5 protein-coding genes are annotated in these 15,271 nt (G+C 56.4%); all 5 read left to right on the top strand.

Annotation, left to right across the window (positions count from 1 at the left end; all coding sequences use genetic code 11):
* Positions 1–138 precede the first annotated feature (138 nt).
* A complete protein-coding gene (locus ACWUI2_RS04120; RefSeq protein ID WP_486981598.1) occupies positions 139–5,067 on the top strand; it encodes a CotH kinase family protein in 4,929 nt (1,642 codons plus the stop codon).
* 47 nt (positions 5,068–5,114) lie between these two features.
* Complete coding sequence (locus ACWUI2_RS04115) at positions 5,115–12,551, top strand: CotH kinase family protein (protein WP_486981597.1); 7,437 nt, start codon at positions 5,115–5,117, stop codon at positions 12,549–12,551.
* A 336-nt stretch (positions 12,552–12,887) separates the two neighbouring features.
* Complete coding sequence (locus ACWUI2_RS04110) at positions 12,888–13,766, top strand: VTC domain-containing protein (protein ID WP_486981596.1); 879 nt, start codon at positions 12,888–12,890, stop codon at positions 13,764–13,766.
* Positions 13,763–14,449, top strand: a complete 687-nt coding sequence (locus tag ACWUI2_RS04105; protein WP_486981595.1) for a DUF4956 domain-containing protein — start codon at positions 13,763–13,765, stop codon at positions 14,447–14,449. The genes ACWUI2_RS04110 and ACWUI2_RS04105 overlap by 4 nt, the downstream gene beginning before the upstream one ends.
* 238 nt (positions 14,450–14,687) lie before the next feature.
* Complete coding sequence (locus tag ACWUI2_RS04100; protein ID WP_486981594.1) at positions 14,688–15,260, top strand: four helix bundle protein; 573 nt, start codon at positions 14,688–14,690, stop codon at positions 15,258–15,260.
* Positions 15,261–15,271: the final 11 nt, after the last annotated feature.

Raw genomic sequence — 15,271 nt, 5'->3', positions numbered from 1 at the left:
AACTAAGAACCAATAACAGCCGAAGGCCCCCAAAAAAGATTCCTTGCTTCGTCCAAACCCGCGTCTCACTCTCCCACACCCGCGGATTATGATTTTCTTCCGCAAGGGGCTCCCTGCATTGCACTCAGTCAAAACCCAATGAACAATCGCATTCTTCCGTTTCTCTTTCGCCACCGTTCCATCCGCGTCGTTTGCGTAATTGTTTCAGCTATCGCCTTCCTCGGACATTCACTTCACAGCCAGGTCCGCATTAACGAGGTCATGGCCTCGAACGGATCGACGATTGCCGACGAGGACGGCGACTACGAGGATTGGATCGAGCTCCACAATTACGGCGAGGACGCGATCGATCTGACCGGGTGGGGACTTTCGGATAATTACGACAACCCGTTTAAGTGGACCTTCCCGGAAGGAACGTCGATCGACGCGGGCGAATACCTGTTGGTATGGGCCTCGGGAAAGGACCGGGCCGGGGATTCCTTCGGCCTTGGGTTCTGGCGCTTCGATGAGGGTGGTGGCGAGTTGGTTTTTGACCGGTCGCCGACTCGAAACAATGGAACTCTGGTTGGCGACGTTGCCTTCACTAATGACGATTCGATTGGGGACGCTCTGGATTTCCAACAAAATGGATGGGTGGACTTGTCAAAAGAGATTCCGCTGCAGAACGACTTCACTGTTTCCTACTGGTTTCGGACCCGGAGGGCGGAAGCCTGGCGGGCTATGAATAGTTCCTCGTTGCACCAAAGGTCAATCTATCACTGGAGTCCGACTCGCATTGGGTTTGGAAATCCGACCGTGAACATCGATCTCACAGAGGCCTTTCAGACCTCCGAATGGGAGCACATTGTTGTGAGCCGAAAGGGGACGGTCGTCACGATTTATCGAAACGGACGACCCGTGGGAGAGGGAGTTTGGACAGGTAATCTGCGGCTCGACCGCTTCGGCGGAGTCAGTGGAGGCACTGGTTGGCAGGGCTTCGACGGTGCTCTGGCGGACGTGGTCATTCTTGATCGTCATGCTTCCGCCAATCTGGCCTATTCGCTCTATCGGCGAGCGATGCTCGGTCCTTTGCACACCAACTTTTCCATCTCCGCCGCCGGTGAAGAGGTCATTTTCACCGCGCCCACAGGAACCAGGGTCGACGAATTGCAGCCCATTTTCATCCCGAGAGACGTCTCGGTGGGTCGGGTCGAAGGCGTAGAATGGTTTTACTTCGCTGAACCGACTCCCGGTTCGGTTAACGATACGCGTGCGTATGCAAGCCTCACTGAACCGGTTGAGTTCTCGCACGCAGGGGGCTTCTACGATCATTCTTTTGAACTTGTTCTCTCTCATCCTGACCCCGCGGCGACGATCATCTACACGCTAGATGGCTCGACCCCGGATCCGGAGAACGTCGATGGGTCTACCTATCTTTACAAGAATCATTATCCGTACGAACCGGGTGTTCCATTCGGGGATTTTTTGGAGCACTCATACCGCAGCCACATTTACACCGATCCGATTTCGATTTATGATCGATCTGCCGAACCGGACAAGATTACTCAGATCGCGTCCACGGCCGACCCGAGTCCGCGGTTTCACCCCCCGGCGGAGGGCCCTGATCCGGTTTATTTTCCGTCGAGTCCTGTCCGTAAGGGAATTGTCGTTCAGGCATTGGCGGTTAGCGACCTGAGTCTGTCCTTGGAACCAACTGGTCACAGTTACTTTGTATTCCCCACAGGAAATCCCTACAATACGCTTCTCGTAAGTCTCCAAATTCAGGAGGACCTCCTATTCGACTATCATCATGGCATCTATACTCCCGGAGTCGATTACGACGAATGGCGTCTCCAGAATCCGGATGCCCCCGGCCTTTTGGTAACGCGCGGAAACTATCGCCGGCGGACAGAATATCCAGCGCGGCTGGAGATTTTCGAAACAGGCCTGCCAGAGGCAGTAATTAATCAAGGAATCGGCTTTAGGGTCCATGGTGCCGGTAGCAGAATCAACCCGCATAAAAACCTTAGGCTGTATGCACGGAGCGAGTATGACAGGCTCGATACGTTTCGGCACGCTTTCTTTGATGAAAGGGTGGCGTTCGCAACTGACCCCGCAAACGATCTTTACAAAAGAATCCTGTTGCGCAGGCGTGGATCGCAACCGCGAGTGTTTATCGATCCGCTGATCAATCGGTTGATGCAGCCATTCTTTGAGGGGGTTGTGCGTAATAGGGCGGCGATTTGCTTTGTTAACGGTGAGTTTTGGGGGCTCACGAACGTTCGTGATCGTTTTGATCAACACCATCTGGCCTTTCAGTATAATCTTGATCCGGATAATATTATAATCGTGGAAGGACGCGCAAACTCCTTCAGTCTCGATGTTGGAATTCCATCCGATATGGCGCTTTTTCAGGAAATGCTGGATCTTATAATCCTCGGAAATATGGCCGACGATGACCAGTTTGCATTGCTTGAAAGTATGTTGTGCGTTCGGAGCTATGTGGATCATCTTATTCCGAAAATCTATTTTGGTGACACCCATTATGAATATAGTTTTTGGAGGGTTCGGGATCCTTCGGACTCCCATTTTGGCGACGGGAGGTGGCGGATGTATGTTCAGGACTTTGACGCTGCTTCAATTCGATCAGATAGCTATTTAAATATCAGGGCCGAGAGTATCGATCATTTTAATAATATGCTCGATAATGGCTCATTCAGGAGAAGATTCGTCAATCGATTTGCCGATCATATCAATGTTACATTTGCCCCAGACCGGGTCGAGAGGATTGCCAATGAGGTTTTTGCCTCGCTCGCGCCTTATCTTCCGGAAGATGAACAGCGTTGGGGCAGGCGATTGGAATTTAATAGTAATGTCCAGAACTATATTAGTCAGGCGTATGAACAACCGGCCAGGCAACGTGAGCAAATTCGGGACTATTTTCACATTCCGGCTGAGGCGGAGGTTACTTTATATGCGTCCGACGGTGGTCATGGCTACATCCGAATTAATAGTATGATAATTACGGGGGACACCCCCGGCGTTGCGTCTGTGCCCTATCCCTGGACGGGTGTTTATTTCCAGAACGTTCCGGTGGAGTTGGAGGCGGTGGCTGAGCCCGGTCATCGGTTTGTCGGATGGATGGTGAACGATTCCGAAGCTGTGGAATCGTTGGCGAGCGGGGGACCGGAGTTTTACTCCATGGAGCCTGTGATTTCGCTGAGCCTTGCGGGAGATACGCATGTGGAGGCCCTGTTTGAACCTGTCCCCGAGCCGGTGCTGCTCCATTACTGGAGCTTCAACGACGAGACATTGGTCCCGGATTACAGCCTTGGGGGCGGAGAGTTCTCGGTGACGCCGGGGCCTGCGACGGCGATTCTCTTCGCCACGGGCCAGGGGTTTTCGGGGGAGAACAGCCGCCTCGACGAGTCGGCCGGCGCTCATCTGCGGGTGAACAACCCGCTGGGCGCGACGGTGAACCTGTCGCTGCCGACGACCGGCTACGAGGAGATCGTTCTTCGCTATGAGTCGCGCCGCTCCGGGCAGGGAGCCGGTCTGCAGGAAGTCGGCTACACGCTCGATGGATCGGATTTTACTCCGTTCGAAACGGTCACGCTCCACAACGACTCCCCGCTGATATACGTCCTCGACTTCAGTGAAGTGGAGGGAGCGGCGGACAATCCCGACTTCGGCGTGCGGATCGGTTTCGCCCGTGGCGACGGAGGTGAAGAGGGCAACAACCGCTTCGACAACATCACCCTGGAGGGCCAGGCACTGGCAGGGACGAACCAGCCGCCGCAAGTCGTGGAGACGCCGGACGTTCAAAAAGTCGTCGCGGAAGGAAGCCCGCTGACGCTGGATCTAAACGCGCTCTTCAGCGATCCGGACGGGGATCCGCTGACCTTTATGGCGTTTTCAACGAACCCGGCGATCCTGAGCGTCTCCGTCGATGGAGCGGATCTCACCCTGAGCGGTTTGTCGCAGGGCGAGGCGGCGGTGACGGTTGAGGCGGAGGACGGTTTCAATCCGCCGGTCCCGCTGACGTTCCGGGTGCTGATTTACCCGGCGCCGTTCCCCCTGGCGTCGGGGAACTACCTCTTTAACGAATGGGCGCCCGGGGAGCTGACCGGGAGTTACCCGGAGCACATGCTCTTTGTGCAAAGCGACGTCTCCGACCCGGGGCTGGAGACGCCGCTGGAGTATGCCTACCGGATCCCGGCGGAGGATGCGGCGAACGCCGCGGACGTCGATTTCCCATACGCGGCGACGAGCCGGACGCGGATCAACGGCCTCGGTGCGGACGGTATTTCATTTATCAATACCGGTCGCGGTCGGGATCTCGGAGCGGCGGTGCTGGCTCTGGACACGCGGGGTGCGACCGCGATCGATGTGAGCTGGATCGGGGGGACTATTGTTCCCAACAACCGGATATATTCGTTGCGGCTGCAGTATCGTGTGGGGCACGCCGCAGAGTGGAGTGACGTTTTAAGTGGGGGTGAACCGGTGGAGTATGTGCGCGCGGAGGACCCGGGGTCGGAACTGCTGGGCCCGGTCCGTTTGCCTGAATCTCTGGAGGGTGAAGCTTACGTGCAGTTGCAATGGCGATATCATTACCTTTCGGGGACAAGCGGCCCTCGCGCCCAGTTGCGCCTCGATGACATCATCGTGAGCGCGGCGCCTGCGGGCGAGAGTTTTGCTAGCTGGCGTTCGCGCGCCTTCGCCGATGCGGCTGATCGGGAGGATCCCGCTGTCAGCGGTCCGTGGGCGGATCCGCGTGGTGAAGGGATCCCAAACCTTCTGCGTTACGCGTTGGAGCTCGGCCCAGAACAGAGTGGAAGAGCATTGCTTCCCCAGCCACGCCTGGAAGAAGGGCAATTATCGTTGGTTTTTTACCGTGATCCGGCCAAAACGGACATTGTTTACCTTGTGGAAGCTTCGCCGGACTTGGTCGATTGGAGCGAGGTTCTCTATGATTCGAGCGGGGACCCGCGCGAAAACACCCATGGCGACCTGATGGAGGTGGTTGATCCCGTTCCCTCAGCGACCGCCGGCAGCCGGCGTTTCCTGCGGCTGAGAATCGAATACTGAGCCGTGGCCCTAAACCGGCCATCGAACCCTTGATTGTCTCTCAACTGATGAATTCAATTTTTTCTCATATTCTTTTGCGTTGCCTCGTCCCGGCCGCGACAGTCGTTTTGTTGGGGGCCGTTGCGTTATCGGCGGGTGTGCGGATCAACGAGGTGATGGCTTCGAACGGCAGCACGATCGCGGACGAGGACGGTGACTTCGAAGATTGGATCGAGTTGTATAATGCCGGGGCCGATGCGGTAGACTTGTCGGGTTGGGGATTGTCCGACAGCTACGGGAATCCATTCAAGTGGACGTTTCCGGAAGGGACTTCCATCGCGGCCGGCGATTACCTGCTGGTCTGGGCTTCGGGGAAAGATCGAGTTGAGGTAGGACCTCATATCGGCCTAACGCGGGAAGTTTTCATGAACATTTTGGGGCCAGACGTTGACAGTTTGATCAACCATTCCAGTTATCCAAATCATCCGTACAGCCATAATTTGGTAGTGGCAAGCTTTGAGGCGCCGACGGGTTTTTCTAATGATTACGGGCAACGGATGCACGGTCACCTGATTCCTCCAGAGTCCGGAATCTATCGCTTTTGGATCGCCGGAAACTATGCAGCGGCGCTTTTCCTGAGTATTGACGCCGATCCCGCGAATGCGATACAGATTGCGGAAGTGCCAGCATGGACGAATTCCCGCCAATGGGACAAGTATCAGAGCCAGCAATCTCTCGCTGTCGAATTAGTCGCGGGGCACCGTTACTACATCTCAGCCGTGATGAAAGCGCGATCAGGCCACGACAATTTAGCCGTTCGTTGGGAACGGCCGAATGGCACCGTCGAAGGGCCCATTCCCGGTCATCACTTCCGAAGTATCGCTACGCGACACCACACAAATTTCGGCATAGATGCTGATGGGGAGGAAGTTTTGCTTACTCGCCCGGATCAGGTGTTGATCGACGAGCTGCAACCAAATTCCATTCCACGGGACATTTCTGTCGGTCGTGTTCCCGGCGCAACTTCTTCGTGGTTCTTTTTTGCGGAGCCGACACCCGGTGCGGCAAACACTACGGAGGCCTTCATAGACCGTTTGGAATCGCCGACGTTTTCCCATAAAGGGGGCTTTTATGATGAAAGCTTTCAATTGGTCCTGAGTAATTCTGCCCCGAAAGCAATGATTCTCTACACTCTCGATGGATCGGAACCAGATCCGGCGAATTTTGATGGGATGACCTACACTTACAAGAACCACTACCCTCGGAACGTTGGGGATGTGGATTTAGGTCCCTTTCTCGAACGGAGTATTAAGACTTACTCCTACTCGGCACCTATTGAAGTGTCTAATCGATCTTCTGATCCAAATGCTCTGGCACTGATTAATACACAATTCACCTATTCCACGACGGAACCTTTACAAAATTCTTTCAAGGGCACAGTGGTTCGTGCGAGGGTTTATAGAGAGGGATTCATCCCAAGTCCAACGGTGACAGGCACATTTTTCGTTTCACCAGGAATGTCATCTCGTTATTCTTTGCCAGTTATTTCGCTAACCACCAGCGAGGACCATCTTTTTGATTACGAGACTGGAATTTATGTTCCTGGAAAGACGAGCGATGATTGGAGGTTGAACAGTCCAACTTCGTCCTATACAAGCGCTCGTCCCGCAAACTTTCGCAACCGGGGCAGTGCATGGGAGCGTCCGGCTCACTTGGAAATATTTTCCCCTGAGGGAACGATCATGTTGGAACAAGGTGTGGGTTTGCGAGTTCACGGTGGCTTCAGTCGGGCATTTCGACTTAAGTCGCTTCGGTTGTATGCGCGTCGTGATTACAGCGAACAAAGCGCCTTTAATTACCCAATTTTCCCAGGCCTCGAAAAGAGGGGCCAATCAAAAGAAGACTTGACCAGTTTCGATCGGCTGATGCTTAGGAATTCAGGCAATGATTGGTCTTCGGCTTACTACCGAGATGCATTTATGCAGGATCTGGTGCGTCATCTTCCGTTGGACTCGCAGGCCTATCGGCCGGCGGTTCATTTTATCAACGGCGAATACTGGGGGCTGATTAACATTCGCGAACGTTTGGACGCTAAGTATCTTTCCTCCCACTATGGGTTGGATGAAAAAGATGTGGTTATTCTGACCGGTCGAACGGCGGTGATTGATACAGGTATTCCAGCGGATAGGAACCATTTTGTCACCACGGTGAATTATGCGGAGGCGCATGAACTGTTAAACTCAACGCGCTATGAGTGGATACGCCAGAGAGTAGACACAGAGAATCTGGCTCTGTATTATGCTGTTCAAATCTACATCAATAATCGTGACTGGCCATTTGGAAACAATGACCTGTGGCGAAAACGAACCGAAAACCCTCCTCCAGATGCTGCAGTCGGACATGACGGACGCTGGCGGTGGTTCTTATTTGACACGGATTGGGGGTTTGGGTTTTCGAGCACGGGTTACGATGTTGACTCTTTGGGAAGAGTGGTTCACCTGACGCCGGGCTCACATGGAGTTGATGGGGTCGCAACGACCTTGGTGAATCAACTTTTCCGGGCGCTCGTGCTCAAGAGTCCTGAATTTCGAGGCACATTTATTAATATTCTGGCCGACAACATCAATACTACGTTTCGACCCGCTCGGGTAATTGAACTTCTGAATGAGTTCGAAACGCGTATCCAGCCATACCGGAGCGAACACAATAGTCGCTGGCAGCTGTCTACTTCAAGCCAAGAGGATATGTATAGCTTCGCGCACGAGCGACCGGTTTACGTCCGTGCGCATATTTTAAACGCTTTCGAATTACCCGGAATGGCGGAGGTGACGATAAATACTAATTTCCAGGAGGCGGGGTTGGTTCGGGTGAATAGTATCCTTATAAATGAGGCTACTCCCGGTCTTCCTGATAAAGAATTTCCGTATCCATGGACGGGAACGTATTTCCAAGAGGTTCCGGTGACGGTCGAAGCGATCGCTGAGCCGGGTTATCGGTTTGTTGGTTGGGTGGGGCACGAATCGACGGAGCCTGTTCTGGTTTTGAACCTGGAGGGCGATATGGCGCTGGAAGCGGTGTTCGAGGAGGTTCCTCCGGCGGTTTTGTTGCATTACTGGAGTTTTAACCAGGAGAGCATGCTGCCGGACTTCACGCTGGGAGGAGGGGAGTTGACCGTGACGCCGGGTGCGTCGACGGAAGTGCTTTTTGGAAGCGGTCAGGATTTTGCGGGTGTGAACAGCCGTCTGGATGAGCCGGCCGGCGCGCACCTGCGGGTAAACAATCCGTTGGGGTCGACGGTCAAGATTTCCCTTCCGACGACCGGCTATGAGGAGATCGTGCTTCGTTATGAGGCGCGGCGCTCGGGTCAGGGAGCGGGCCTGCAGGAAGTGAGTTACTCGCTCGACGGGCAAACGTTTACGGCGTTCACGACTATTTCGTTGGAGAATGCGGCGCCGCTGGTCTACACGTTTGACTTCGGGGCTATTGCGGGGGTTTCCGACAACGCCGACTTCGCAGTCAGGATACTGTTTGAGCAAGGCGCCGGGGGCGAAGCCGGCAACAACCGTTTTGATAATCTCACGCTGGAAGGGTTGCCGCTGGAGGGGACCAACCAGCCGCCACAGGTGGTGAACGTTCCGGATGTGCAAAGGGTGATCGCGGGAAGCGGGTCGCTGGTGCTCGATTTGGAGGCACTTATTAGTGATCCGGACGGGGATGCATTGAGTTTTACAGCGGTGTCGTCGGACGCTGGAATCGTCTCGGTTTCGGTGGAGGAAGGGCTGCTGAGCCTGAGCGGCCTCTACCAGGGGGAAACTGTCGTGACAGTGGAGGCGGAGGATGGGTTCAATCCGCCGGTTTCGGTTTCGTTCCGGGCGCTGGTTTACCCGGCACCGTTTGCGGTTGGGTCGGGCACGTTCACCTTCAATGAATGGTCGCCGGGGCAGTCGGCGGGAAGTTTCCCTGATCACATGCTCTTTTTGCAGAGTGATCAGAATGATCCGTCCCTGGCTGCGCCACTGGATTTTGCCTACCGGATTCCGGGGGAGGATGCGGCGGATGCCGCGGACATCGATTTTCCTTATGCGGCGACGAGTCGGACGCGGATTAATGGTCTTGGGGAAGAGGGAATCGCTTTCATCAATACCGGGCGGGGACGGGACCTCGGAGCCGCGCTCGTGGCGCTTAATACGATGGGGCAGGAAAATATCCAAGTCGTCTGGACCGGGGGGACGGTGACGCCAAACGCACGGTCGTATGCTTTGCGCCTGCAATATCGCGTCGGGGATCATGGGCCGTTTCTAAGTGTTTTGGATGCGGAGGACGAACCGGTTGAATACGTTCGCAATTCACTGGCGGGGCATAGCCGGGTGCTCGGACCGGTCCGTTTACCCGTTGAGGTGGAGAACCAACCCTATGTGCAGTTACGCTGGAAGTATTACCATGTCGGTGGGACATCCGGAGCGCGCGCTCAGTTGCGCCTCGACGACATTATGGTGACCTCCGGGGCGGTCTCTACACCGGCCCGCCTGGTCAAAGAGAGCATCAATCTCGCCTCGATCAAGAGCGGGCAAAAGCTGCCTGCTGTCGTGGTTCGCGTCGTGGATGCGGATGGTTTTCCGGTGACCGGTTTCAATGGCCCGGTTACTCTCGTGCTGCAAGGCAACGGGCACCTGTCGGGGCCGACGACGGTCACGGCAGTCGACGGGGTGGCCGTTTTTGACGACGTGATTTACGAAGGCTCGGGATCGTTTGTGTTGGTGGCGGAAGCCGACGGCCTGGAGGGCGCGAGCGGGGATCCTGTTCGGGGACTTCGCTTGACGGAAGTGGTGATGCCGCTCCTGATTCAGGGCGGACGCGATGCCGAAGGCGAAAACCTGAACCGTCTTCCTTTCGCCTACCGCGTCACCATCGAAGGATTGGAGGCGAACGCGACCTACCGTTATGGAAATCGGGTGGTAGGTGCGGAAGACCCTCCGGAACAAAACGGCGCGGGCAACGCGATTTTCGTGACCGGGCGCGAGTCCGATTGGGTGCGGACGACCAACGCCCCTCGGTTCCGTTCGGGAGACCTCGGCAGCCGTCACCATGAGTTCACGACCGACGAGTTGGGCAGTTATACGGGGTGGTTCGTCACCGAGCCAACGGGGAATGACCGGTTTGCGGCAGGTAATACGGTTTGGATGCGGCTGTTATTGAACGACGGAGCGGGAGGCGAGGACGTTGCCTACCAACTGACCTTCCTCGGTTCGGTGGAGGTGGTCGCCCTTGGTGGGGCCACTGAACAAGCGACCGGCATTATCGGCGAATCGGAAACCGGCCCGAAAAACTTCGTGCTGCTTTACGACAACGAAGAGGGGAACGGGCGCCCCTTATCGGCCACGCCGGTGGAAACCACCGGGGCCGAGGTGGACAACCGTTACGCCTCTTTCTACGAAAATGTCGTCGCAACCAATCCCGGTTGGTGGGGAACGCTTCTTCCCAATAACCTCTCCGGCGGACTGCGCCGCATCGAGGAACGTTCGCTGGAGGATGGCAGCCTGCTGGCAGTGCGCACCTTTGCTTCCGGGGCTCCCGGGACTCACGACGCGGCCAGCGGCCTGGATCCAATTCTGCTCGACCTGGAGGAAGAGGAAGCAATTTTTCTGCCCGGCGATACCGCCGACTGGACCGACCCCGCGAACTGGAGCACCACCGCGTATCCGAACGCGGCCGGAGCCAAAGCCCGTGTCAATCAACCGGCGGCGGATGACCGCAACGTCAATCTCCGGGCCCCGGTGACAGTCGGCGCCTTGATCGTCGACAACGGCGACAGCCCGTGGCGCAACCGGATCCGGGACCGCTCAACCGGTAACACCCTGACCTTTGCCTCCGGTTCCGCCGCGCCCGCCTCTTTGACGATCGCGGGCGATGGCGACGGTTTAGTCGAGTTCCAAGTGGAAGCCGGAACACAACTCGCCTCCGACCTGCGGGTGCGCGTCGACAACGTCGCGGGCGATCCTGAGTTCGGTGCCTTACGCCTGCGTGAAGGTTGGAGCGGCCCGGGCGGCTTGATCAAGGAAGGCGCCGGGGTGGTCACTCTGACCGGTTCCGGCAAGGATTTTACCGGGGCGACCATCATCAACAGGGGGGTCCTTTCGGTGACCGAGCCGGCGACTCCGGGCCAGACTAGCGGAGTTTTTGTCAATCCCGGCGGGCAATTACGGTTGATATCGACCGGCACACCCGAGGACCCCCGGGTTCACATTTTTGGGGGAAAATTATTCCTGAACAGTGAAAGCCGAGCTGGTGAGGTTCCCGAGGGGGAGGAAGAGGGTATCCTGGGGGCGCTTCGCTACGATCCGGGCAGCAATGGTAACGCCGTAGTGGTGGCCAACGACGTGATCGTCACCGGTCCGACTAGTCTGCATGTCGACGGAACCCGAAACACGATGGAACTTGCCGGATCGTTGACGGGCGGCGCTTCCCTCAAGAAGTCCGGGGGCGGAACCCTCAGGCTGAGCGGAGACGGATCCGGATACGATGGAGGTTTTGAGATTTCGCGCGGGAGCCTCTGGCTTGATGGAGTTCTTGGCTCGGACGTGACCCTTGCGGCGGAGACAGTCCTCAAGGGGAGTGGTACGGTCGGTCGTTTGTCGGGCATCGGCCGGGTGGCGCCGGAACAAACCGTTCTAACCGCGAAGTCCATTGACGGGCTGCACTACAGTTTCGTTTTCTCCGAAATTGGATCGCCACAGTATCATCAGCGGAGTGCCAGTCGAAACTCGGTGCTGCGCCTCAGTGGCGAGACCCCGTTTGTTTTCCCGTTTAATGCGATGAACACCATCGATCTCCATATCGACCGGGAAGAGATTGTTGATGGCGATTTCTTCCGGGGCGGGTTCTTTACCGATTCCAATGCCGATTTCGGCGAAACCATCTCTGGGGCGACTGTTCGGGTATATCTGCGCGATACCGAAGGGGAGATCGAGCATGGCGGCCAATCATACCGTCTTTACAACGGCCCGGTTTCATTTGCGCTGAGCGCGGCTGAAGAGACCGCGTCGTTCGCCGCAGGTCCGATGACCGGGCGGGTCATGGAGGTTCGCTTTGGCATTGGGGACAACTATGTCGCGTGGTTGAGCCGTGTATTCCCGAATCCGGCTGATAGGGAGAATCCGACTCTCTCCGATCCCTTGGCGGATCCACGCGAGGAAGGAATTCCCAACCTGCTGCGTTATGGCTTGGAAATCAACCCCCTCGAGTCGGGCCGGGCCGGGCTGCCGGAGATCGCCTTCGAGGAGACATTCTTATCGATCCGGTTCGTCCGCGACCCGATGAAGGCGGACATCGCCTACATCGTGGAAGCCTCGGACGATTTGTCGGACTGGTCGGAGGTATTGTACGATTCCCGGGTCGATTCAGGGCCGAACACCGATGGCGACCGAATGCGAGTGGTCGATTCGGTCGACGTCTCCCAGGCCGGAAACCGTTTCCTGCGCCTGAGGGTGGTGAAGATCGAAGAGTAGAGATTTTATAACCGCAGATGGGCGCGGATAGGCGCAGATGAAGACTGGAGTTCTGGAACCACGGAAAGAGAGGCATAAAACCCGTAAAGGGAGGCAGGTAGCGAATCTTCCCCGAAGATTCGACCGTTTCGTCGGAGTCAGTCTTCCACGTTGGGGAATCGATGAAGGCGCGGCTTCATCGCTACAAACTGCGGCCATCTGCGGTCGGACCCCAACCAAGAACCAAGAACCAAGCACCAAGCACGCCGAAGGCTCCCCGCCGAAGGCTGCTTTTCCTTGACCGTTATTCGATCCGTCTCAGGATGGGCTGTTACAAATTTGTGACAATTTCGTGACATGGCTGCGGATCGACTTCAACAACAGCGTTTTGAGCTGAAATACATTATCCCGGAACCGTTGGCGCTGGCGGCGCGGGATTTCGTGCGATCCTATTTGGAGGTCGACGAGTTCGGAGCGACTCAGCCGGATCTTTCCTACCCGGTTCACAGTCTGTATCTCGATTCCGACGATTTCGCCCTCCACCAGAGCACCATCAATGGCAATAAGAACCGGTTTAAACTGAGGCTGCGTTTTTACGAAAACCGTCCGGGCGCGCCGGTTTATTTCGAGATCAAAAAACGGATGGACAACACCATCAGCAAAGAGCGAGGCGCGGTGAAGCGCGAGGCGGTGGATGCGCTTTTGGCGGGCCATCTCCCGGATGCGAGCCAGATGGCCTCCGGCGATCCGCGGCAATTGGTCGCGGTGCAGAATTTCGTGGGGCATTTGAACCGGTTGGAAGCCAAACCGCGGGTCCATGTGGCCTACGTCCGGGAGGCCTGGTTGCCGGCGGATGGAGACAATTCGGTCCGGGTCACCTTCGACCGCCGGGTGCGGAGTTGTCCGGATCCGACCGCCCGCTTGTCGGCCGAGATGAAAGATCCGGTGATGGTCTTTGGTGACAGCGTGGTTTTGGAGCTGAAATTCACCGGTCGATTTCCGAACTGGTTCGGGGAGTTGGTGCGGGTCTTCGGTCTTCGCCAAACGTCGGCGGCGAAGTATGTCGACGGCGTGGTGATCATGGAAGAGGAGGACAGGATCCATCAAACGTTTCTTCGGACTCCGGTCGGTCACGCGCCCGGTTTGGGGCCGACGGTGGCGCGCGGTGCCCGGGAGCGTAAAGTGCGGAAGACCACCACCATGTTCAACGGATACATTCCTGACACTGTCGTATGATAGAAGAACTTTTTCGAATCGACGCCACCGTGGAACCGGTGAATTTCACGGCGGTGTTTCTCGCCCTTCTGCTGGCGTTCGTCAGCGGACAGATCATCGCGTGGGTTTACATGATTACCCACAGCGGGCTTTCCTATTCGCGGACTTATGTGAATTCGCTGGTGCTGATCCCGTTCCTGGTCGCAATGGTGATGATGGTGCTTTCGAACAATATCGTGACGGCATTCGGGTTGATGGCGCTTTTTGCCATCGTCCGTTTCCGGAATATCCTCCGGGACACGCTTGACACCTGTTATATCCTGACGGCGATCACCCTCGGAATGGCCTGCGGCACGCAGCGATACGGAACGGCGGTGGTGGGCCTGGGGATCGCGGCATTGATCCTGTTGTATTTGTGGTATTCCTCATTCGGGACGCGCCATCGTTACGACGTGATTTTGAACCTGCACTGGGCGCGTCCGTTAGCGGACTTGCCGGAGTTGCAGGCGTTGTTGCGGCGCCACAGCCGGGTCGCCGAATGCGCCAGCCAGCGGTCGAACGGCAACGACGAAGGATCGGATTTGTCCTATCGCCTTTTGTTGCGCGATCCGTCGCGGTTGGACGAACTCTTTTCCGAAGTCCGCAAGCTGGAAGGGGCGAACCGGGTCACCGGCTTGATGGCACAGGAGCAATCGGAAATTTAGCGCGCCGGAGGCGCGGTTCGTTGTTGTAGCCTTCGGCTGTTCTTTGTTCGTAGTTGTAGCCTTCGGCAGTTCCTTGTTCCTGGTTTTTGGTTAAGCGATTTGGATGAAATTGATACATGGTTTGAGAACTAAGAACTAAGCACCAAGCACCAAGCACCAAGCACCAAGCACCAAGCACCAAGAACCAAGAACTAAGAACTAAGCACCAAGAACCGGGCGCAGCCCGAACGAAGATTGTATGAGTTTACGAAAATTCGAGGATATTGAGGGGTGGAAGATGGCGCGGGAGTTAACTGCGGCTGTTTACGCCGCAAGCAAGACGGGGGAGTTTGCATCAGACTTCGGCTTGAAGGACCAAATCCGTCGTGCCGCTGGTTCGTCCATGCACAATATAGCCGAAGGATTCGATGGCGGAAGCAACACTGAGTTCGTAAGGTTTCTTCGTTACGCTCAACGCTCTTGCAGCGAGGTGCAAAGCCAACTATACGTCGCGCTTGATCAACAATATTTGACCCAGGAGGAGTTTGAAACCCTTTACCAACAAGCAGGAGCCACCCGCAACAAAATCGGCGGTTTCATCCGCTACCTCCTCAATCACAACCAAGCACCAAGCACCAGGAACCAGGAACCAAGCACCAGGAACCAGGAACCAAGCACCAAGCACCAGGCACCAGGAACCAAGCACCAGGAACCAGGAACCAGGAACCAAGCACCAAGCACCAGGAACCAGGAACCAGGAACCGGGCGCAGCCCGACAGAACCGGGCGCAGCCCGACAGAACCGGGCGCAGCCCGTAGCGTTTCATGTATAAACCGATTCCAA

The organism is Verruconatronum alginivorum (assembly GCF_056590205.1).
The sequence above is the reverse complement of the archived record's forward strand: the minus strand, read 5'-3'. Positions and strand labels throughout refer to the sequence as shown.

Excerpts from the sequence above, each read along its gene's own strand:
- ACWUI2_RS04120 (WP_486981598.1), top strand. The coding sequence starts at position 139 with ATGAACAATCGCATTCTTCCGTTTCTCTTTCGCCACCGTTCCATCCGC.
- ACWUI2_RS04105 (WP_486981595.1), top strand. The coding sequence starts at position 13,763 with ATGATAGAAGAACTTTTTCGAATCGACGCCACCGTGGAACCGGTGAAT.
- ACWUI2_RS04115 (WP_486981597.1), top strand. The coding sequence starts at position 5,115 with ATGAATTCAATTTTTTCTCATATTCTTTTGCGTTGCCTCGTCCCGGCC.
- ACWUI2_RS04100 (WP_486981594.1), top strand. The coding sequence starts at position 14,688 with ATGAGTTTACGAAAATTCGAGGATATTGAGGGGTGGAAGATGGCGCGG.
- ACWUI2_RS04110 (WP_486981596.1), top strand. The coding sequence starts at position 12,888 with ATGGCTGCGGATCGACTTCAACAACAGCGTTTTGAGCTGAAATACATT.